The 22,493-nt window shown below is 47.9% G+C and carries 9 protein-coding genes; 7 read left to right on the plus strand and 2 right to left on the minus strand.

Annotated elements, in window-relative coordinates:
* Positions 1–7: 7 nt before the first annotated feature.
* Positions 8–4,864 carry a glutamate synthase-related protein gene (locus QUB44_RS14620; RefSeq protein ID WP_333368562.1) on the minus strand — a complete coding sequence of 1,619 codons (4,857 nt, stop codon included), beginning with the start codon at positions 4,862–4,864 and terminating at the stop codon, positions 8–10.
* A 240-nt stretch (positions 4,865–5,104) separates the two neighbouring features.
* Here QUB44_RS14620 and QUB44_RS14625 point away from each other — a divergent pair, with 240 nt between their 5' ends.
* The 5 genes from QUB44_RS14625 (at position 5,105) to QUB44_RS14645 (ending at position 14,656) form a co-directional block, all read left to right on the plus strand.
* Complete coding sequence (locus QUB44_RS14625; RefSeq protein WP_333368565.1) at positions 5,105–5,425, plus strand: hypothetical protein; 321 nt, start codon at positions 5,105–5,107, stop codon at positions 5,423–5,425.
* Positions 5,426–6,028: 603 nt separating this feature from the next.
* Positions 6,029–11,521, plus strand: a complete 5,493-nt coding sequence (locus QUB44_RS14630) for an AAA family ATPase (protein ID WP_333368568.1) — start codon at positions 6,029–6,031, stop codon at positions 11,519–11,521.
* A gap of 114 nt (positions 11,522–11,635) precedes the next feature.
* Positions 11,636–13,768 (plus strand): phosphodiester glycosidase family protein, encoded by a 2,133-nt coding sequence (locus QUB44_RS14635; RefSeq protein WP_333368571.1) that lies wholly within the window; start codon positions 11,636–11,638, stop codon positions 13,766–13,768.
* 106 nt (positions 13,769–13,874) lie between these two features.
* On the plus strand, positions 13,875–14,294 hold the full coding sequence (locus QUB44_RS14640) for an endonuclease domain-containing protein (protein WP_333368574.1): 420 nt from the start codon (positions 13,875–13,877) through the stop codon (positions 14,292–14,294).
* A gap of 197 nt (positions 14,295–14,491) precedes the next feature.
* On the plus strand, positions 14,492–14,656 hold the full coding sequence (locus QUB44_RS14645; protein ID WP_333368577.1) for a hypothetical protein: 165 nt from the start codon (positions 14,492–14,494) through the stop codon (positions 14,654–14,656).
* 69 nt (positions 14,657–14,725) lie between these two features.
* Here the strand turns inward: QUB44_RS14645 and QUB44_RS14650 are convergent, their stop codons facing one another.
* On the minus strand, positions 14,726–15,859 hold the full coding sequence (locus QUB44_RS14650) for a succinylglutamate desuccinylase/aspartoacylase family protein (protein WP_333368580.1): 1,134 nt from the start codon (positions 15,857–15,859) through the stop codon (positions 14,726–14,728).
* A gap of 233 nt (positions 15,860–16,092) precedes the next feature.
* Here QUB44_RS14650 and QUB44_RS14655 point away from each other — a divergent pair, with 233 nt between their 5' ends.
* Together QUB44_RS14655 and QUB44_RS14660 are read left to right on the plus strand one after the other, a co-directional pair.
* On the plus strand, positions 16,093–18,831 hold the full coding sequence (locus QUB44_RS14655; protein WP_333368583.1) for a DEAD/DEAH box helicase: 2,739 nt from the start codon (positions 16,093–16,095) through the stop codon (positions 18,829–18,831).
* A gap of 371 nt (positions 18,832–19,202) precedes the next feature.
* Positions 19,203–21,971 (plus strand): family 10 glycosylhydrolase, encoded by a 2,769-nt coding sequence (locus QUB44_RS14660; RefSeq protein ID WP_333368587.1) that lies wholly within the window; start codon positions 19,203–19,205, stop codon positions 21,969–21,971.
* The last annotated feature ends 522 nt before the right edge of the window (positions 21,972–22,493 follow it).

Consider the following 22,493-nt stretch of genomic DNA (forward strand, 5'->3'; position numbering starts at 1 on the left):
TGTAAAATTACACTTCCACAGCAATCTTTTGTTCCGAAGCCTCCGGCGAATTCGCTTCACTTGGCGGCACAACTTGCCAGAACTTAGGCAAATATTCCGACCAATTTGCTAAAATCTTCTCAGCTTTCTTGCTGCCAGTTCGATCGCACTGAGCCTCAATCAACTCCTTCAATTGCGCCTCCCCAGCCGCCGTACAAACCCGCTGCATCTTCACAATCTCCCCGTTGACATGAGCCGGGAAACTCCCATCTTCATCGAGGAAATAAGCCAAGCCGCCAGTCATTCCAGCGCCGACGTTGCGGCCGACTTTTCCTAACACCACAATCACGCCACCAGTCATGTACTCGCAGCAGTGATCGCCCGCACCTTCAATGACTGCTTTCGCCATCGAGTTACGCACCGCAAACCGTTCGCCAGCTTTACCCGCAGCCAACAGAGTTCCCCCCGTCGCACCATACAAACAAGTGTTACCGACGATCGCATTTTCAGAAGCATCATAAGTCGCACCAGCCGGCGGTGCGATCGCGATTTCGCCACCGTGCATTCCTTTACCAACATAGTCATTGGCTTGGCCTGACAGTACCAGCGTCATTCCCGGCAAATTGAACGCGCCGAAGCTTTGGCCCGCGCTACCAGTGAAATTGAGGGTGATTTGACCGCTAAAGCCGGTGTTACCGTGTTGCTGTGCGATCGCACCACTGATTCTTGCGCCTACAGTGCGATCGGTATTCACCAATTTTACACTCTTGCTAACAGTGCCGTGATTGGCGATCGCACTTTGAATCTCAGCATCCGCCAGCAAATCGTCGTCTAACACAGGCCCGTTGGTGTTTACGTCGCCGTGGATCAAGAAAGATCGATCGCTCTTAGTATCCGGTAACTTCGTCAAACAATCCAAATTAATCGCTTGAGTTTTAGTTAGTTTCACCCCATCGCGCATTTTCAGCAAATCCGCACGGCCGATGATATCTGCGATCGACTTATAACCCAATTTCGCCAGCAAACTCCGCACTTCTTGTGCTACGAAATAGAAGAAATTAACAACGTGTTCCGGCGTTCCGGGGAACCGTTTCCGCAAGTGTTCTTGTTGAGTTGTCACGCCCACGGGACAACTATTCATGTGGCAAACGCGAGCCATAATGCAGCCTTCTGCAATCATTGCCACCGTGCCGAAACCGTACTCTTCGCCGCCCATCAAAGCGCCTACAATCACGTCCCAGCCGCTTTTAAAACCACCGTCAACGCGGAGCAAAACTCGATCGCGCAATTTATTTTCCATCAGCACCCGGTGAACTTCTGTCAAACCGAGTTCCCACGGAGAACCTGCGTGCTTAATCGAACTCAATGGAGAAGCACCAGTGCCGCCATCGTGACCGGAAATTTGAATCACATCAGCATTTGCCTTGGCGACACCAGCGGCTACAGTCCCGATGCCGACTTCCGACACCAACTTCACCGAAACTCCTGCTTTCGGATTGATTTGGTGCAAGTCAAAAATCAACTGCGCCAAATCCTCGATCGAATAAATATCGTGGTGAGGAGGAGGCGAAATCAGCGTCACACCCGGTTTTGATCGGCGCAAATAAGCAATGTACTCGCTCACTTTCGCCCCTGGCAATTGACCGCCTTCACCCGGTTTCGCACCTTGTGCGATTTTAATTTCGATTTGTTGGGCGTTCATCAGATACTCAGGAGTCACCCCGAAGCGTCCCGAAGCTACTTGTTTGATGGATGAAGAAGCTGTATCGCCGTTCTGCAAACCTTTTAAGTGAGGTAGCGTTTGTGAGAAGCCTGCCTCGCTCACATCGTTTAGCACTTTGTAGCGCACCGGGTCTTCGCCGCCTTCGCCGGAGTTCGATTTGCCGCCGATGCGGTTCATCGCAATCGCTAGCGTTTCGTGGGCTTCCGGGGACAAAGCGCCGAGGGACATACCGCCGGTGGCGAACCGCTTGACAATATCTGCTACAGATTCTACATCTTCGATCGCAATGGAAGGGCGATCGCTCACAAAATCCAGCAAATCCCGCAAAGCCGTTACCGGGCGGTTTTCGAGCAGTTTCTTGTAAACCTCGTAGTGATCGTAAGCCGTGTCAGAATTTTTGACACCCATGGGTGTCATTTTTGGTTCGGCCCCATTGCCGTTACCGTTGCTTCCTTCTTCCTTCTTCCTAACATCCGTTACATCCGTTACAGAATCCGTTGCCGAACTTCCTTCTTCCTTCTTCCTTCTTCCTTCGTTAAAAGTAGTCACAGCCTTGTGCAAAGCCTTCGCCATTTCCGGGCTGTTCATGTGATATTCACCACCCCGGCGGTACTGCACAAAGCCGTAATTTTCCAGCTTTTTGAGGTGCAATTCTGGGAAAGCCTGACTGTGGAAAGACATTACCTCGTTAGCCAGTTCCGCCACACTCAAACCGCCGATGCGGGAAACAGTGCCTTTGAAACCCAAATCGAGCAGATCGCCGCCAATGCCGATCGCCTCAAAGATTTGCGCCCCCTGATAGCTAGACAGCAGCGAAATCCCCATTTTCGACAGAATCTTCAGCAGCCCGTTTTCCACCGCTGTGCGGTATCTAGCTTGAGCCTGCGTCACGGTAATATTGGGAATTTTGCCGTGCTGCATCAAATTTTGAGTCTTAGTGTCAGACCACCAGGCGCGCACGCTTTCCAAGGCCAGGTAAGGGCAAACAGCCACCGCCCCGTAACCTAGCAAACAAGCGAAGTGGTGAGTGCTCCAACATTGCGCGGTATCCACAACCAGCGAAGTTTGCATCCGCAGCCCGACGCTAATTAAGTGGTGGTGAACCGCACCAACTGCCAGGAAGGGCGGAATATAAGTGCATTCTGCACTCAATCCCACACTAGATAAATCTCCCTCTTCCTTCTCCCCTCTTCCTTCTTCCTTCTTCCTTCTTCCTTCTTCCTTCGATGGTCGATCGCTCAAAATCAGAATTCTCGAACCCTCGCGCACCGAAGCAGCCGCCTCTTGACAAAGTTGCTCGACTGCGCTCTTCAAACCTCCAGGCCCGGCAGAAATTTTGTAAAGCGTTGACAATTCCGTAGCTAGGAAAGACTTTTGGTCTTTCAAGACAGACAGTTCAGCGTCGTTGAGTACGGGGGAATCAATTTTCAGCCGCTTGGCATTTTCTGGCACTGCTTGCAGTAAATTGCCCCGCAGGCCCACATTCATCGTCAGCGACATCACCATCCCCTCGCGCAGGGGGTCGATCGGCGGATTTGTAACTTGAGCGAACCGCTGTTTGAAATAGTTGTACAGCAACTGAGGCTTTTCTGACAACACAGCCAAGGGAACGTCATCGCCCATGCAGAAAGTCGGTTCCTTCCCAGAACTCGCCATCTCGACGATCACCATGTCCAAATCTTCGGCGGTGTAACCGAAAGCAGTTTGGGTTGCTAACAGCGTTTGCGAGTCGAGGGTTGCTGTTTCGGCAAAAGGCTGCGGTTCCAAGGTTTCGCGGTTTTGTTTCAGCCATTCGCCGTAGGGATGGCGCTTAGCAATGCGCTGCTTGAGTTGCCAATTTTTGAGAATTTCCTTGGTTTGCAGGTCAACTGCAATCATTTGTCCTGGCCCCAAACGGCCTTTTTCGACAATATCTGCTTCGGGAATATCGACAACTCCGGCTTCGGAAGCCACAATTACCAAACCGTCTTTAGTAATGCAGTAGCGTGCCGGCCGCAAACCGTTGCGATCGAGCGTAGCACCTACTTGTTTGCCGTCGCTGAATACCAGCAGTGCGGGGCCGTCCCAAGGTTCTTGAATGCCGCTGTAATATTCGTAAAAATCGACAATTTCTGGATACTCAGCCAAATCCGGCTGATTTTTGTAAGCTTCGGGCACCAGAATTGTCAGGGATTCCAGGGGGGTGCGGCCGGAGTGTACCAACAACTCCATCACGTTGTCCAAGTTTGCCGAATCGCTGCTTTCGGGATTGACAATTGGGTTAAACGTGTCGATATCAGCTTGACTCCAATTCGGGTGAGCTAAATTCGCTTGCCGCGCCTTCATCCAGGTAATATTGCCCAACAGCGTGTTAATTTCCCCGTTGTGTCCCAGCAAGCGCATCGGCTGGGCTAAGCGCCAGCGGGGCAGGGTGTTGGTGCTGAAGCGCCGGTGATAGACGGCAAAGGAGCTTTTATAAGCGGGATTTTTGAGGTCGGGGTAAAATTCTGCTAGTACGGCCGATCGCACCATGCCTTTATAGACGATCGTGCGGCAGGAGAAAGAGCAAGTATAAAAGTCTTCGCGGGTGAAGTTGGGGCGATTTGACAGCGCGTGTCCGATCGTGCGGCGCGCCAAAAATAGATGTTTGTCGAGTTCGTCTCCGGCTAAGTGCGGTGAACTGACTATTACTTGTTCGATTTGAGGTTGATTTTCTAGCGCTTGCTCGCCCAAAACCGACGGTATAATGGGAACTTTGCGCCATCCCACAAGTTTCAGCCCGCGATCGGTCAGAACTTGCTCAACCACCTGCCGCGCTATAGTCGCTTGAAATTTATCTTGAGATAGAAACAGCATTCCCACGCCGCAGTTTTCCCGTGCGGGAGGCACAATTCCCTGTTCGGCAAACCAAGCATCCAGCAATTCCCAAGGAATCGCGGTCATCAAACCCGCACCGTCGCCGGAATCTTGGTCGGCGCTGCAACCGCCGCGATGTTCCAGACAAGTTAAAGCTGGGAGCGCTTTTTGAATAATCGAGTGGGTGGCTTCACCACTTTGGTTGGCAATAAACCCCACACCGCAGGCATCTCTTTCTTCCACTAACCAGCTTTGGCCGGCATAGGGAGTCCCTCGCTCAGTTTGATGCACGTTTTTGTTTCTGTTTGGATCGATCGTGTTACCCATATTGATTGAATGTTATTTCCGTGATTGTGTGGTTGATGCGTTTTTATAGCTCGGAGAGAGAAGGCTGCCGAGCGGTGGGAGCCTAGTAAACTTTAAGACAGCACATTGGAAGCTGATTTGATTAAAAATTTACGTCTATGCGGCCTGTACTTAGCACTGAAACCCTGTTTGCAGATTTTAAATTATCTCGCTCGCATCCTCTCGGAGATGTCTCCTAGAATACCCTGCTGTTAAAAAGCTGTGATTCTTTGGGAAATCGCCGCCCTGCAACTAGATACATTGCAGGCGATTCCCTACGGGATAGCTGCGCTTCACGAGTTTTTTGTGTGGGTTTTTCCTGAGTTCGGAAGGGTAGCCTTGCGGACTCAGGTAGATAGTAACTTTAGCGTTATTTTGCTTGCTACGCTATTGAGTTGCTTTCGTCAGCGCCCGCAGACACAAAAGCCACCTGCCCGGTCAGTCGGTAGGTGCAATGTAGCAGCGCGGTTCACAACTGGTGAAACCTGTCTTATTGTGAAGTCAACTCTCAAGCCGGGAACATCAAGTTTATCAAAAAATTGATAAAATTTCACCCATTACAGTCAGAGTTGGGGTGCAAGTCTTGTCAGCGATCGTCCAGAACCCAGGCTAAGATGCCTAGCCGAAAAAGGTTGACAGTTTTCCCTAAGCCTATTTTGTATTTTTTTACCCACAAACGTTTTTGACACTCTCAGGTCTACAGACGCGCTTGATTCTTGATTCGTTGAGGCGATTTGCTAATGCAGGATTTCTAACCGCAAGCGTGTCTGAAGTAAATACTTTTGCAAAGTATTTACTTCAGACACTGAACTCATACCAAGACGCATCGTTAATTAACTTAGCTATGCCAGGATTTTTCACCCTATTTTTTATCCTATTAATTGGATTCTTAACTTCCTCTTAAATGAACTGGTGTCATTCAATTAGCGTTATACTCCTTCATTTTCTACTTAGCCTAAACTCCAGTATCAATATCTCTTACCTAAAATATTAAGTCTTGTTTTTAAAATGGTGTTTTCATAATTTTAGCTACAAAGTAGATTAAACTAAGTATAGTTAATCAATAGCACGGCCGATAGAGCGAAAATAGTAGATAGTAACTCTAAAAAGCTTCAGGCTTGACAGAAGCAGTAGGAATACGTAGATATGGCTAGCATAACAAATATTTTTCGAGGATATCAGATTAACGAGCAAATATACGCAGGCAATCGAACTCTAGTTTATCGTGCCCGTCGGTCTTCCGATCAGCAGCCCGTAGTGATCAAACTGCTGCGAAATGACTTTCCCCGCTTCCACGAACTGGTTCACTTCCGCAATCAGTTTGTCATTACTAAAAACTTAGAGATATCTGGCACTGTCAAGGCATACAGCCTGGAGACTTACCATAACCACTATGCTCTGGTGATGGAAGACTTTGGCGGAATTTCCTTAAATAGTTACCTCGCTAGTTTAGTGTTCGCCAGCAAGGAACCTCTGGAAGGATTGCCCCTTAACGAGTTTCTTCCCATTGCCATTCAAATTGCCAACTCGCTTGATGGACTTTATCGCCACCACATCATCCATAAAGACCTCAAACCGGCGAACATTTTAATTAACCCTGTCAGCAAACAAGTTAAGTTGATTGACTTCAGCATCGCTTCTCTGTTGCCGCGCCAAACCCAAGAAATTCAAAATCCCAACCTCCTCGAAGGCACTTTACCTTACATATCTCCCGAACAAACTGGGCGAATGAACCGAGGCATTGATTACCGCACAGATTTCTACTCTCTGGGAGTCACCTTCTACGAACTGCTGACGAGACAGTTGCCTTTCCAAAGCGAAGATCCGATAGAGTTAGTACACTGTCACCTTGCCAAGCAGCCTATCTCAGTTCATCACCTCAACAATAACGTTCCATTGGTGCTATCTGAAATTGTTAGCAAACTGATGGCGAAGAATGCTGAAGATAGGTATCAAAGTGCGATCGGACTCAAGTTTGATTTGGAAACTTGTTTGTACCAGTGGCAACAAACTGGAGAAATCGCCTCTTTTAAACTAGGGCAGCGAGATTTGTGCGATCGCTTCATCATTCCCGAAAAATTATATGGTAGAGAGATCGAAGTATTCTCCCTAGTGAGAGCCTTCGATCGCGTAAGTGCAGGAAGCGCGGAAATGATGTTGGTGGCTGGCTTCTCAGGCATTGGCAAAACCGCCGTCGTCAACGAAGTTCACAAACCGATTGTCGCAGCTAGAGGCTACTTCATCAAAGGCAAATTCGACCAATTTGGGCGCAGCCAACCCTTCTCAGCTTTTGTACAAGCTTTTCGCGATTTAATGAACCAATTGCTGAGCGAAACAGATGCTAAAGTTGAACAGTGGAAGACTCAAATCCTGGCAGCATTGGGCGAGAGTGCTCAGGTAATCATTGAGGTAATTCCTGAACTAGAACGGATTATTGGAGAGCAACCACCCGCACCAGAACTTTCGGGCAGTGCGGCCCAAAATCGCTTCAATCGGTTATTAGAGAACTTCATTCAACTCTTCACAACCAAAGAACATCCCCTCGTCATCTTCCTAGACGACTTGCAATGGACCGACTCAGCCTCATTGAACTTGATTCAACTTCTGATGAGCGATCGCGATCGCCACTATCTCTTATTAATTGGAGCGTATCGAGATAACGAAGTCAGCCCCGTACACCCTTTGGTGCTGACATTATCCGACATTCAACAAACGGGAGCTACGGTAAACACCATTACCCTTGCACCGCTCGATTGCTTCAATTTGAATTGTTTGATTGCCGATACTTTAGTTTGTTCTAGAGCGTTGGCTATGCCCTTAACAGAACTGATCGATCAAAAAACCCAAGGTAATCCGTTTTTTAGCACGCAATTCCTCAAATCTTTGCATGAAGATGGGCTAATTACCTTTAATTTTGAGGAGCGGTATTGGCAGTGCGATCTCGCCACAGTCAGAACCTTAGCCCTGACAGATGATGTTGTAGAGTTCATGGCGCTTCAATTGCAAAAGTTGCCACCCGATACGCAAGAAGTTTTAAAGTTAGCTGCCTGCATTGGCAACGAATTCGATTTAGCAACGCTGGCGGTAGTTTGTGAAAAATCTTCGTCCGAGACGGCAGCAAATTTGTGGCCAGCTTTGCAAGCAGGGTTGATTCTCCCACTGACTGAAGTTTATAAGTTTTTTACTTCAGACGAGTTTGAATTCAGAAATGAGGATTCAGAAGGAGAAAGCAATACTTCTGACTCGTGGTTCCAGAATCCAGAATCGTGTTATTACAAATTTCTACACGATCGCGTACAGCAAGCAGCTTACGTTTTGATCCCAGAATCCCAGAAACAATCCACTCACCTCAATATTGGTCAACTGTTGTTGATTAATACTCCAACAACAGAAAGGGAAGAGAAAATTTTTAATATAGTCAACCAGTTGAATTATGGTGGTGATTTAATTACGGAGCCAACCGAGCGTTACCAACTGGCTGAGTTGAATTTGATCGCGGGACGCAAGGCGAAGACTGCTACCGCTTATGCTGCGGCACGCAAATATTTAAGTTTTGGCAGGCAAATCCTAGCTCCCGATAGCTGGCACACTCACTATGAAACCGCCCTCGAACTGCACGTATTAGCGGCAGAAACTGCATACCTGAGCTATGATTTTCAGGAAATGGAGGAATTAGCAGCTTTAGTCTTGCACAATGCCAGAACGCTGCTGGATAAGGTCAAAGTTTATGAAATCGAGCTATCTGCTTGTACGGCGCAAGTCAAACCTCAACAAGCCGTTGAAATGGGGTTAGCAGTTCTCAAACTCTTGGGAATCTGCTTTCCAGAAAATCCAACTCCGGCAGATATTCAGCAGGCACTAGAACAAACCGCATCACTTTTTGCTGGCAAAAAAATTGCGGACTTTATTGATTTGCCAGAAATGGAAAATCTCCAAAAGCAAGCAGCCTTGCGAATTTTATCAGCTTTAGTTTCTCCAGCCTACATCACGGCTCCACTTCTCCTGCCACTGGTTATTGTCGAAATGGTTCATTTGTCGGTTAGTTATGGGAATGCTCCCTTATCTGCTTTTGCTTACGGCTTGTATGGATTGGTATTAAGCGGTGTAGTTCAAGACATTGAAACAGGGTTTGAGTTTGGGCAATTGGCGTTAAATATTGTTGATTTATTTAATGCTAATTACCTCAAAACCAAAGTGTATTATACAGTCGGCGTTCACATCATACATGGTAAACATCATGTTAAAGAAACCATTCCTCTTTTAAAAGAGGGTTACGCCAGAGGACTGGAAACAGGAGAACTAGAATTAGGATATTCAGCCAAAGAAATTTCTCAATATTCATATTTAATCGGTCGGGAAATTGCGGGACTCGAAGAGGAGGTAGCGACCTACTGCACTGCGCTGGTTCAATTTAAACAAGAAGCAGCGTTAAATTATACTCAAATCGTTCATCAGGCTTTATTAAATCTGCTGGGGAAATCGCAAAATCCCTGTCAATTTGTGGGAGATGCCTACAATGAAGAAACAATGCTCCCCTTTCACATCCAAGCCAACGATCGCAACGGACTCCACTATTTTTACTTCCATAAACTGCTTGTGTGTTACCTGTTTGGAGAAACCGAGCAAGCTTTAGAAAATGCTCGGCAAGCCGCACAGTATTTAGACGCGGTAACGGGTATGCTCAATGTGCCGATGTTCTACTTTTATGACTCTCTAGCACGGCTGGGAGTGTGTAGCGAGGTGGATTCATCGGAAGAGAAACAAGAACATCTGCAAAAAGTGAAAAGCAACCAGGAAACCCTTCATAAATGGGCACATAACGCCCCCATGAATTTCTCGCACAAATGTTACCTAGTGGAAGCCGAAATGTTCCGAGTGCTGGGTGAAAATGTGCAGGCGATGGAGAGTTACGATCGCGCCATTTTTCTTGCTAAAGAAAACGATTATCTCAACGAAGAAGCTCTGGCGAATGAATTGGCTGCTAAATTCTACCTGGTATGGGGGAAAGAAAAAGTTGCCCAGGTATATCTAAGAGATGCTTACTATGCTTATGCTCGTTGGGGAGCAAAAGCAAAAATCGACGATCTAGAACAACGCTATCCCGAACTTCTGGCTCCTATCTTGAAACAGGAAAATGCTCGTTCGTTCGAGAAAGGTACTACCTCCCATGAGAATTTATTGATTTCTAGTCATCGCCAAACAATTGCTGGCAGTACGAGTACCACAGTAATAGATTTACCAACTGTTATCAAAGCTTATCAAGCTTTGTCTAGCGAAATTAAGCTGGAACAATTGCTCACTACCCTAATGGAAGTGGCGATTCAAAATGCAGGCGCTCAAACAGGAGTATTAATTTTGAAAGAAGAGGACAACTGGAAAATTGCTGTTCACTGTAGCGATCGCCAAGGCTGTATTCTGCAAGAAACTATTGGGATTGAGGAGAGCGAATCAATTCCCCAGACAGTCATTAATTACGTTAAACGTAGCAATAAAACCCTAGTTTTCGATGATGTCAAGACTGAATTAATATTTACTTCTGACCCCTATATCAAGCAGCACCAACCTAAGAGTATCCTATGTACTCCGATTATCCATCAAGGCAAAATGATGGCAATTCTGTATTTGGAAAATAATCTGACGACAGGGGCATTCACTCACGATCGCGTCGCCCTCCTCAACATCCTCTGCTCCCAAGCTGCCATCTCGCTGGAAAACGCCCGCTTGTATCAGCAATCTCAACAGCTTTATCAACAATCTCAGGATTATGCTCAAAAACTTGAGCAGTCTATCCAGGATCTCAAACAGATGCAACTGCAATTGGTGCAGGGTGAAAAGATGTCTGCTCTCGGAAATTTAGTCGCAGGTGTAGCCCACGAAATTAACAATCCGGTAGGCTTTATCGCCGGTAACTTGCAACCTGCTCAAGAATACGTGGGGGATTTATTCAATTTGATTGATTTGTATCAAGAAAAATTTCCCAATCCGGGAGTGGAAATTGAAACAGAAATTGAAGATATGGACTTGGAGTATTTGCGAGAAGATTTGCCCAAATTGATTGGCTCGATGAAGGAGGGAGTCGAGCGCATTCGCAATATCAGTACGAGTTTGAGAACGTTTTCGAGGGCAGATAGCGATCGACCAGTTTCTTTCAATATTCATGATGGACTCGAAAGCACTCTGCTAATTCTCAAACACCGTTTAAAAGCCAGCGAGTTCCGCCCTGCCATTGAAATTGTGAAAGAGTATGGTAACTTGCCCCTAGTAAAATGCTTTCCCGGACAGTTAAACCAGGTATTTATGAATATACTGGCCAATGCCATTGACGCTCTGGAAGAGTCAAATAAGGGGCGGAGTTTTAGTGAAATTAAAGCCCTACCTAATCAAATCACGGTTCAAACTGCTCTGAGCGAAGACAAAAAGCAGGTTTTGATTCGGATTAAGGATAATGGAGTGGGGATGTCGGCCCAAGTCCAGGAAAACATCTTTAACCACTTATTCACAACCAAGCCTGTGGGTCAAGGAACCGGATTAGGATTGTCGATCGCTCACCAAATTGTTGTGGAAAAACATGGAGGTACGTTACTCGTGAATTCTTCTTTGGGGCAGGGTTCGGAGTTTGTGATTTCTATTCCGGGGTGAGCATTTCGTAGTAGGGTTTAGCGCAATTAGCTCAGTTTAGTAAGAAGAAACATACGGATATTCCGGGTTTCTAGACACCCATGCGTTTAGAAGTGAAATAGTGAGTTGTAAGCTGTGAAACGTAATTTGTCCTCTTGGCGCCCAATATTGTCAGTCTCGATTTTACCCGTACTGGCGATCGCCCCGTCTTTAGTCTGGAATCAACCCGGAAGAGCACAACAGGGGGAGAGGGCTGGGCTGATTCATGCTTCGAGAGCTCGCCAGGGAATGAATTCCCTGGCTGATAGCGAAAGTCGGTTAAAACCGACTGAAATATTGACAGATAGTTCTCTTGAGAGAACTTCAGCTATGAGACAGGGGTTGAAACCACTGTCGGACTATAAGTTTTTGGCTCAATCTGTACCGCCCTCTTCGATAATTAGACAAGGCCGCCAAGTGTCCCTAAACGGCAGCATTCTGCCCCTAGCTTGGACTCAGCAGCCGGCAAACAGCACTTCTGGGAATTTCCGAACTTGGATTGCTGATGTGGGATTGATGCAAAGTGCGGGAGTGGATTTGGTTAGCAGCGCCGACAGTGCCAAACAACCGGTGCAGTGGTTTTCGGTATCTTTAACCGGCGCTCAAAGCTTAGCAGCACGGGCAACAGGCCCGTATCGTTACTTAGATGTTACAGATTTTGCTAGACTTGCGGGCTGGGAGATATCTGCTGATGGGAATATTCTAAAAATTACTTCTCAAACTGCAACTGTTACCGGAATTCGGCAAGCACAAATAGAATCGGGCGATCGCATTGTTGTAGATATCGATCGACCGGCCCCTTGGCAAGTCAACTTTGTCAATAAACCAAGCCCGTCGCCGACACCCACACCCAACCCCCCGGACGACCCCACAAAGCCCGCTATCCCACTGCCAAACCTCCGCGCAGCACCAAACCTCGAAACACCAGACGACCCGACCAAACCCGCCCTGCCACTGCCAATAACGCCCGCAGCGCCGATCGCCGGTCAAGAATGGTCGATCGCGATCGATGCCAAAATCGATCCCGCGATAATTCAGCAGACTTTCTCAACCAGCAAACAATTGCTATCACTAAAAGTCGAACCTGACGGCGCTCAAACTAAAGTCAAAGTGACGATTCCTTTAGGTTGGCGGCCGCAAGTTTTCAGCCTGGGAAATCCCAATCGATTAGTGATCGACATTCGGCCAGATTCGTTAGTAGAAAAAAACATTGTTTGGGCGCCGGGTGTAGAGTGGCGGCAGCAGTATCAGAATTTAGGAACGGCTCGTTTTCCAGTAGTTTGGCTAGAAGTTAATCCGCGTCAAGCTGGTGTAAAAATTCGACCAATTCTCAGCAATCCGCCTGCCGTTCAAGGCACTGCACCTTTATTGCAAACAGCAGAAGTTTCGGGTGCAGGTGCGGCGATTAATGCAGGGTTTTTCAATCGGATAAATCGGTTAGCTTTAGGGGCAATTCGGCGCGACAATAAATGGCTTTCGGGGCCGATTTTGAACCGGGGGGCGATCGCCTGGAACGATCGCGGAGAATTTGCGATCGATCGTTTAACTTTGCAAGAAACTGTGATAACTCCTGCCAATCAACCTTTACCCGTTTCTCACCTCAATAGTGCCTACGTACAACCGGGGATCGGTCGCTACAATTATGATTGGGGAACAACTTATACTCCGTTGTCTGGCAATGAAATAGTTGTGACAGTTGCGGGCGATCGAGTTGTCAGCCAATCCCCCGGAGGTGCGCCGGGAACAACAAGTTTTCCCATTCCAGCTAACGGTTATATTTTGGCTTTGCGTTCCGATTTTTCCCCTGCCTCTCAATTCACTACCGGTACATTATTGCGTCTAGAAACTAACACTTTTCCTGCTGACTTTAACCGTTTTCCGTACATTCTCGGCGGTGGGCCGGTGTTGGTACAAAACAGTCAAGTGGTGCTGGATGCTAAGGCGGAAGGGTTTAGCGAGGCGTATGTTCGACAGACAGCAATTAGAAGTGCGATCGGGCGAAATGCTGCGGGGAATTTGCTGATTGTAGCCGTGCACAATCGCGCGGGCGGGGCGGGGCCAAATTTCGCAGAACTGGCGCAGATATTGCAGCAAATGGGTGCTGTGGAGGCTTTAAATTTGGATGGGGGAAGTTCGACGAGTTTGTATTTGGGAGGTAGTTTGCTCGATCGACCTCCGTCAACTGCTGCGAGAGTTCATAATGCGATCGGTATTTTTATTCAACCATAAACCGTACCACCACCGAACAAACTCAAAAAACTCTTAGCCCCCCCTTAGCAAGGGGGGGTTGGGGGGGTTAAAAAACCATAAGACAACAAAAAAATCCTATATAACAATGACAAAACTCTACAACAGACCCTCAGAAAAATTCAAGCGACAGAAGCTTCGCACAGAAATGACAGAAGCTGAAAAGCGACTCTGGGAACACATTAGAAACAGACGGCTTGAGAATTGTAAATTTCGCAGACAATATAGTGTAGCCGCATTTGTGCTAGATTTCTACTCACCGGAAATCAAGTTAGCACTAGAAGTTGATGGTGACAGCCATTTTGTAGATGGCGCTGTAGAATATGATGCAGAAAGGCAGACCTTTATTGAGTCGGCAAGGATTAAATTTTTGAGGTTTACTAATGAGGATGTTTATCATAATTTGGAGGGGGTTTTAGAGGTTATTGTAGAGGGGATTAAATCGCTGAGAATATCGGGTGTTTTACCCCCCCAGCCCCCCCTTGCTAAGGGGGGGAGTAAGAGTTAGAAAGGTAGATTAGATTCAATCGTTGAGAACATCGGGTATTTTACCCCCCCCAGCCCCCCCTTGCTAAGGGGGGGAGTAAGAGTTAGACCCTTGCTAAGGGGGGGAGTAAAAGTTTCTATAATCCCAAATAAAGTGGCTTTTTTGTATGTGATGATAACGGGATATTCCCGCGATTTTTGCAGGATTAAAACCAGTTTTTGGCGGTTTTGCCACAAAATGATGCGGTTCCTGTGCCCGATCGCACTTCGGCAATTCCTCAACCGCTAGCCACAGTTATCGATCGCGCTTTAATTGACAATCCAGAAATTTATTATAAAAGTGCAGCGGAATTTAAACAAGCCCTATTCAATCGTATATCGTAATTTATGGTTCGACTACCAATAGGTTTTCAGAAACCCGGTTTCTTCAAGAAACCGGGTTTCTTGGTATTCTCAATCTGCCATCACAGACAGCACATACTCTCCTTGATTTACTGACTGATTGGTCGAAACATCAAAAATGAAAACATCCGACTCAGCACCAACATCAACCAAACTCGGAAATTTCCCATTCTTATTAAAGCTGAGAATTTGATAAAGCCGATCGCCCTTTTTGACACAGCTTCCCAATTGCACTCGATTTTGAATCATCCCGCCCGCCGGCGCGTAGTATTTGAACACCGAATTCTTGGCGGTGAAAATAACTTGATGATTCGCAGTTTCCGGCAAAGGAAATCCATCTATTTTCAATAAACCCTTACTTGCTAAGTAATTTTTGATGCCCCGCAAGCCATTCGCCACCGACTCGGGATTCATTTCCATCCCCGAACCTAATTCTAAAGTCCAAGCTTCCACATCAAATTTGAGTGTACTTCCCAACTGGGCCAAAATCTTCTCCAAAGCCAGCCAAGGCTTGAGAAACGCCTCGTCAAAAGCATCGCCATCGTACTCGTTCATCAAGATTGCCCGATCGAGCAAAAAAGCTTTTGCACTCTCCTCGCGGGAATTAAAACAGTAAAGGTAATCTAAACTTTGATTCGTAGAACTGTGCAAATCCAGCACATAGTCAGCATCCAAACACAAAGATTGTAGCTGATATCGGTAAAATTCGCTGTAGGGGCGGCAGCTAGGAGCGTTAATTTTTGCCAACTCTTTCGCAAAACTCAAAGCAATCGCTTTTCTGTAATTAACTTTGACAGTATCAGCATCGAGATGGAGGTGAGACTTAGCAAAACCCAGAATATCTTCCCCTTGTTTTTCAAAATCCCAGAAAATCCGGTTCCAATTTACCCCATCATAAAGATTGTAACGACCAGGGGAAAAATGGTGCGATCGCTGGCTCACACCCACAGGATTACAAACAGGAACTAGCAAAATTTCCCCGATTAACTGGCTGCTGTCCAAAGACATTAAAAACTCAATTAATTGGTAAATCACAGCATTACCGCTAATCTCAGCGCCGTGGAGGTTAGATTGGAGATAAGCTTTTTTGCCTGGAATCGCACCTTGGAACTGATAGACTTGCAGTGAAAGCCGATCGCCCGAAGCAAGCTGCACCACAGGAATAGTCGAAATAACTGGAATCATAGAGAAGGAAACGGGGAATGGGGAATGGGGAATTGGGCATGGGGCATGGGGCATGGGGCATGGGGCATTGGTAACTGGTAATTGTTACTAATGACTAATGACAACTGCCAACAGACTTATTCCTTCCTAGCCGATTTGGTGGCGAAGGTTTAAAATCAATACAGTCCTCTGCTGATTTGCTTTTAGCAAGCAAGATTTCAGCATACTTACCCTGAAACCTGATAATAATCCTTGTGCCAGACACTGCCCAGAACCGCCCAGAGCTGGATCTGAAGACCATATTTCCATTCGAGCTAGATAACTTTCAGAGAGAGGCGATCGCCGCCCTCGATGCAGGTAAATCCGTTGTTGTGTGCGCTCCCACAGGCTCTGGGAAAACGTTAATCGGCGAATACGCCATCCATCAAGCACTCTCCAGGAAGCGGCGCGTCTTCTACACAACTCCCCTCAAAGCTCTGTCTAACCAAAAGCTGCGCGACTTCCGCAGTCAATTTGGAGACGACAACGTAGGTTTGCTGACGGGCGACATCTCCGTCAATCGAGATGCGCCCATTTTGGTGATGACTACCGAAATATTTCGGAATATGCTCTACGGTACGCCGATCGGAGAAGTCGGTACTTCCCTCACCGGAGTCGAAACCGTGGTGCTCGACGAGTGTCACTACATGAACGATCGGCAGCGTGGTACCGTCTGGGAAGAATCGATCATCTACTGTTCGAGCGAAATTCAACTTCTCGCCCTCTCAGCAACCGTTGCCAATAGCGACCAACTCACAGACTGGATTAACAAAGTCCACGGGCCCACAGAGCTCGTCTACTCAGACTTTCGGCCAGTGCCGCTGCAATTCCACTTCGCCAATCAAAAAGGGATATTTCCCCTGCTAGACGAGACCGGCAAAAGAGCTAATGTCCGGTTAGTCCCCAAAAAGAAGGGGCAAAAAGTAGAAAGAGGCAGCATCCCCACTCCGAGTTTGACCGATGTTTTGGCTCGGTTGGACGATCGAGATATGCTACCAGCAATTTACTTCATCTTCAGCCGTCGCGGGTGCGACCAAGCAGTCGCAGAAGTCGGCAATTTCTCCCTGGTTAACGAAGCCGAAACAGCCGAACTCAAACGCATCATTGACGATTTTTTACAGCGAAACCCAGAAGCAGAACGCTTCGGTCAAAAAGAAGCACTTTTAAAAGGCATCGCGGCCCACCACGCAGGCATTTTGCCCGCTTGGAAAGGTTTAGTAGAAGAACTCTTTGGCAGAGGTTTGATTAAAGTCGTATTTGCCACCGAAACCCTAGCAGCCGGGATTAATATGCCCGCTCGCACCACAGTTATTTCCACCCTGTCCAAGCGCACGGACAAGGGACACCGACTGCTAAACGCTTCAGAATTCCTGCAAATGGCCGGTCGGGCGGGTCGGCGGGGCATGGACAAGCTGGGGCACGTGGTCGCAGTTCAGACGCGCTTTGAAGGCGCAAAAGAAGCCTCGTATTTGGCAACAGCCAAAGCCGACCCCCTCGCCAGTCAGTTTACTCCGAGCTACGGCATGGTGCTGAATTTGCTGCAAACACACACTCTCGATGAAGCTCAAGAGTTGGTAGAGCGGAGTTTTGGCCAATACCTGTCTACCTTGTACTTGCAGCCGCAGCAAGAAGAATTAGACCGATTGCAAACAGAATTGGCGGTGCTGGAAAAGTCCCTGGCGGCAGGAGGAAATGTCTCCACCCTGGAAAAAGAGCTCGCCCATTACGAAAAATTGCAGGGAAGACTCAAAGAAGACAAACGTTTGCTGAAAACTTTATTGCAGCAAGCTGAAGAAGCCAGATTTAAGGAAATGTCCGTAGCTGTGGCTTTTGCAGTGCTCGGCACGGTTCTGAGTCTCAAAGGTAAGCACGTTCCGACAGCTAAACGATCGCACACAAATCCTGTACCCGCCGTACTGGTTGCCAAAATCGCAGGTTCCGGCCAAGCACCAAATTTGGTGTGCTTGGGCAAAGATAACCGCTGGTATGTCGTCGCCATTAGCGATGTCGCTAGCCTGCACGCCGAATTACCCCGCTTGAGCGTTGCAGATACCTTGAACCCGCCGTCGGAAATGCCCCTGAGACTGGGCCAGTGCCGCTTGGGAACTGAAGAAACTGCTTCAATTGCTGCATCGATCCCACAATTGCCGACACCGGAACCGAGCCCAGAGGCGATCGAGCAACAGCGGAAAATCGCAGCCGTAGAAGCTAAGCTAGAAACTCACCCGGTTTTAGAATGGGGCAATCCCGGTACTTTGCTCAAACGCCAGCGCCGCCGGGAAGAATTGAAAAAAGAAATCCGCAAAAGCGAAGAAGACTTAGAAAAGCAGAGAGCTCGCTACTGGGAGGAATTTCTCAACTTAATCGACATCCTGCTGAATTTCGGCTGCTTGGAAAGAGTAGTTTCGGCAAATGTAAAGCGAGATGACTCCTCCGGCAGGTTGGTACCCACAATCTTGGGCCAAGCTTGCGCCGCCATTCGCGGCGATAACGAACTGTGGCTGGGTTTGTCCCTGATGTCTGCAGAGTTTGACGAACTCGACCCCCACCACCTCGCTGCTGCTTGCGCGGCCTTAGTTACAGAAGTTTCTCGGCCCGACAGTTGGACTCACTACTCGCTGTCGCCAGAAGTTTTGGCACCTTTGGACAATCTGCAAAAAGGCTTGCGCCGCCGATTGTTTCAAGTGCAGCGCAAGCACGATTCTGCAATCCCGATTTGGCTGGAACGGGATTTAGTGACTTTAGTCGAGCAGTGGGCTCTAGGCGTTGAATGGCTGGAACTGATTAGCCATACGAGTTTGGATGAAGGGGATGTGGTGCGGATTTTGCGCCGGACTTTGGATTTCTTGTCTCAGATTCCTCATGTTCCTCATGTTTCCGATTCTTTGCGGAGGAATGCTTGTCGGGCGATGCAGTTAATCGATAGATTCCCGGTGAATGAAGCTGCAACTTAGAAAAGTGTTGACTGTTGACTGTTGACAGTTGACTGTTGGCTGTTGACAGTTGGCTGTAAGCTGTGTGGCATCTAAATTGTATTTGGGGTTTTTCAACCCAAATGCACCCAGGTTTGTAATCTAAAATCGTTTCCGGTGGCATCGGTATTGTTCAAATGCCAAAATGTCCAAACAGTCAACTGTCAACTGTCATGAGGAATAGATCCAAAATCTAAAATCCAAAATCTAAAATCCAAAATCTAAAATCGATCGATCGCACTTTTTCCTGATTCAGGTTGCAGGGCAGGATAGACAATTGTATGGTGCGGATCGATCGCTCTTAATTGTTATTAAATTTTTCTTTAGCGGTGTGGTGAGTAATTCTCATATTTATGCAACAAATCAATAAGCCTGATCAACTGCCGGATGCCTGCTCCCAGGCTAAAAAATTGCGCTTTTTCACTTTCTTGCAAAGAGTCTTAATTGGAACTCTAGCGAGTACATTACTCAATCTCTTCATCCTATTTCCCTCTCCGAGTTTCGCAGAAGTAGTTCTGGGCGTTGTTCGCAGTTCCGAGAATTCTCCCGACTGGGTAAAGATTACCACGCGCCTCTGGGAAAGTGGCATTGCTTACAAACCAATCAATCTCGAAGAAATCAAAAGTACGGCGGATTTAACAGGCGTTAACGTGCTGTTTTTACCCAACATTGAAACTTTGACTCCGACGCAAATTAAAGTTTTAGAAGCTTGGGCATCCCAGGGCGGCCGCTTGATTGCTTCGGGCCCCGTCGGCCGCAGTTCCCCGGCTTTGGTGCGCCAATCTTTGCGATCGCTCCTAGGGGCCTATTGGGCTTTTCCGTTAACCCAACCCGCGACTCCGCAACCGCGCAGCCGCTGTCGGGATCTCGCTTGCACTACTTCTAGCAGTTGGATGCCACCCGAACAAAAAAATGCCTCAGTCCAAGGCGGTGTCTTGATTCCGGCTGATGCGAATAGTCAAACTATTGCTACTTGGAAAGATAGTTCCGGTTCCTCCGCAGCCATCGCCACCGATCGCGCTACCTATCTCGGCTGGCGCTGGGGTAGCGACGGTTCGGCAAATGTAGATAAGGCTTGGCTGCAAGCCTCGATCGCCCGCTGGGGAGGCACAATCGCTTCGCAGCCTGTAGCGCCGCCCACTACTGCCGCGACCCCACTGCCAACTCCCCCCTCAAGAGTCACTAGAAACAGCCCTAGTTTGCCGCGTAGTAACCCGCTGAGCCGACTTTCTCCCTCTGGCTCGGTTCCCGATTCAGTACCTGCAACTTTTACAGACCCTTCCGATCAGTCGGCGCCACCCGGTTTGGACGTGCAGCCAAATTCCAATAAGCCGATCGTCAGCATTGAAGCGTACTTGATGCGCCAAGAACTCACTAACCTCCTCGGCCGGTTTGAAAGCGCCCTGACAGCATCTAATTCAGCCAATACCGCCATCAATCTCAATGCTGCTACCTCCCCTCAACTGGTGGCTGCAGAACAGGGCGGAGGCGGCCCGGCAGCCAGCCGCCCCCCTGTTCTGCAAGCGATCAGGGGACGGGCGATCGCCCAAGCGCGGCAGGTTTTGCAAACTTTCGACCAACTCCTGCAACAGCAAAACTACGCCGAGGCTAGAAAGCAGTGGGTGGAAGCGCGGCAGTTGCTGTGGCAAAATTACCCGAAGGAAGGACAGCGCGTTGGGGCGGAAATTCGGGCGGTTTGGCTCGATCGCGGGACGATCGTCGCGGCACGATCGGAACAGGGTTTGGCGGCAGTGTTCGATCGACTCGCCGCCGCCGGTATCAATACTGTTTTCTTTGAAACATTGAATGCCGGATATACGATTTATCCCAGTCAAGTTGCACCGCAACAAAATCCCCTGACTGTTGGCTGGGACCCGCTAGCATCTGCGGTTAAATTAGCCCACGAGCGAGGCATAGAACTGCACGCTTGGGTCTGGGTTTTTGCCACAGGAAATAAGCGCCACAATACTTTAATTGGCCAGCCTAGTTCTTATCCCGGCCCAGTGCTTTCCGCTCATCCACAGTGGGCAAATATTGACAATAAAGGACGCACGCAAAATCCTAACGATGGTAAATTTTATCTAGATCCAGCGAACCCGGAAGCGCGGAATTATTTGCTGCGAATTGTCAGCGAAATTGCCAATAACTACAAAGTAGATGGGGTACAGTTAGACTATATTCGCTATCCTTTTCAAGATGATAATGCGAATTTTACTTACGGTTACGGTATTGCGGGGAGGCAGCAATTTAAGCAGTTGACTGGTGCAGATCCGGTGAATATTTCCCCTAGGAACGGCAGTTTGTGGCGGCAGTGGGTTGAGTTTAAAACTAATCAAATTAATAGTTTTGTAGCTGAAGTTTCTCAGCTTTTGCGACAGAATTATCCGCGCACAATTCTTTCGGTGGCAGTGTTTCCGCACCCGGAAAGTCAGCGGATTTACAAAATCCAGCAAAATTGGGAAGTTTGGGCTCGTCAGGGCATTGTAGATTTGATTGTGCCGATGACTTATGCTTTGGATACGAACCGACTTCAGCGCATCACCGAACCGCTGGTAAATGAACAAATTCTGGGTTCGGCTTTGATTTCTCCGGCGGTTAAGTTGTTGACTCTCCCGGAAGTTGTGGCGATCGACCAAATTCAAGCTTTGCGCGATTTGCCGACTGGGGGCTATGCTATTTTTGCGGTGGAAAGTATCAGCAGCGGGATGCAGGGTTTTTTTAACCGCACTCAAGGCACGCCAGTGCGTTCCACTTCTGCAGCGGAGCCGATTCCTTACCGACAGCCGTTTGCGGCGGCGGCTTCGCGGTATACTGCTCTCAAGCAGGAATGGAGTTTTTTGTTGGCTAACAATCAGTTGCGGGTGTCGGAATCTGAACTAAAAGTTTTGCAAAGTCGATCGGAGGAATTGGCCCAAGCTTTGAGTAAGTTGGCGGCAAATCCTTCTACGGAAAGTTTAGCAACTACTAAAAGATTGTTAAGGGGTTTTCAATCTCAATTTCAATCTTCGATGCGTTTGCATTCTGCTGAAAATAGCTATCAGGTGCAAACTTGGCAAAATCGTTTGGAGAGTTTGGATATGCTGTTACGTTACGGCGAAAGGATGGAGTTGAATCGCAGGTAAATACAGATTTTTCGGGTGTGTGCTGCTGTGGATAGTGCGATCGTGCTAACATTTGGGCGATCGTACTCTAATTAATAAAACTTACGCACGTACTAAGATTTTGTGTCCTGGCGAACGTAGTGAAGCAATCTCAAACCCTTGATTTAACGCCCTTGAGTGCGTAAGTCCTGATTAAGTTAGTTCGCGATCCACGGGTAATCCTCACCTTGTTGTTTTCACAGCAATACTTCGTTCGAGCCTGCAGATGCAGTAAAAAACCCGGTGGTTGAGCGAAATCGAAACCCGCTGTCTTGGGTCGGAGTGCGATCGCGAACTGTAAGTTTGTAAGTAGGTCATCGCAAAATAACCATAGTATCTTATCAGGGAGGGTTGAGTTAAGATCCATGATCAAAGCGAGTAGATGAGTCCTCTCACCCGCCCGAACCATGTAAGGTTTATTTGCACCTACTTAGTGACGACGGAAGTCCTCAAAACCCTTAAAGGTCGATAGAAAACAATTTGACGGTGAGTGATTAACCCGAT

The organism is Microcoleus sp. AT3-D2, assembly GCF_036705715.1.
GTDB lineage: Bacteria > Cyanobacteriota > Cyanobacteriia > Cyanobacteriales > Microcoleaceae > Microcoleus.

Coding starts and splice junctions, on each gene's coding strand:
- QUB44_RS14640 (WP_333368574.1), top strand. CDS start 13,875: ATGACAAAACTCTACAACAGACCCTCAGAAAAATTCAAGCGACAGAAG.
- QUB44_RS14650 (WP_333368580.1), bottom strand. CDS start 15,859: ATGATTCCAGTTATTTCGACTATTCCTGTGGTGCAGCTTGCTTCGGGC.
- QUB44_RS14630 (WP_333368568.1), top strand. CDS start 6,029: ATGGCTAGCATAACAAATATTTTTCGAGGATATCAGATTAACGAGCAA.
- QUB44_RS14620 (WP_333368562.1), bottom strand. CDS start 4,864: ATGGGTAACACGATCGATCCAAACAGAAACAAAAACGTGCATCAAACT.
- QUB44_RS14660 (WP_333368587.1), top strand. CDS start 19,203: ATGCAACAAATCAATAAGCCTGATCAACTGCCGGATGCCTGCTCCCAG.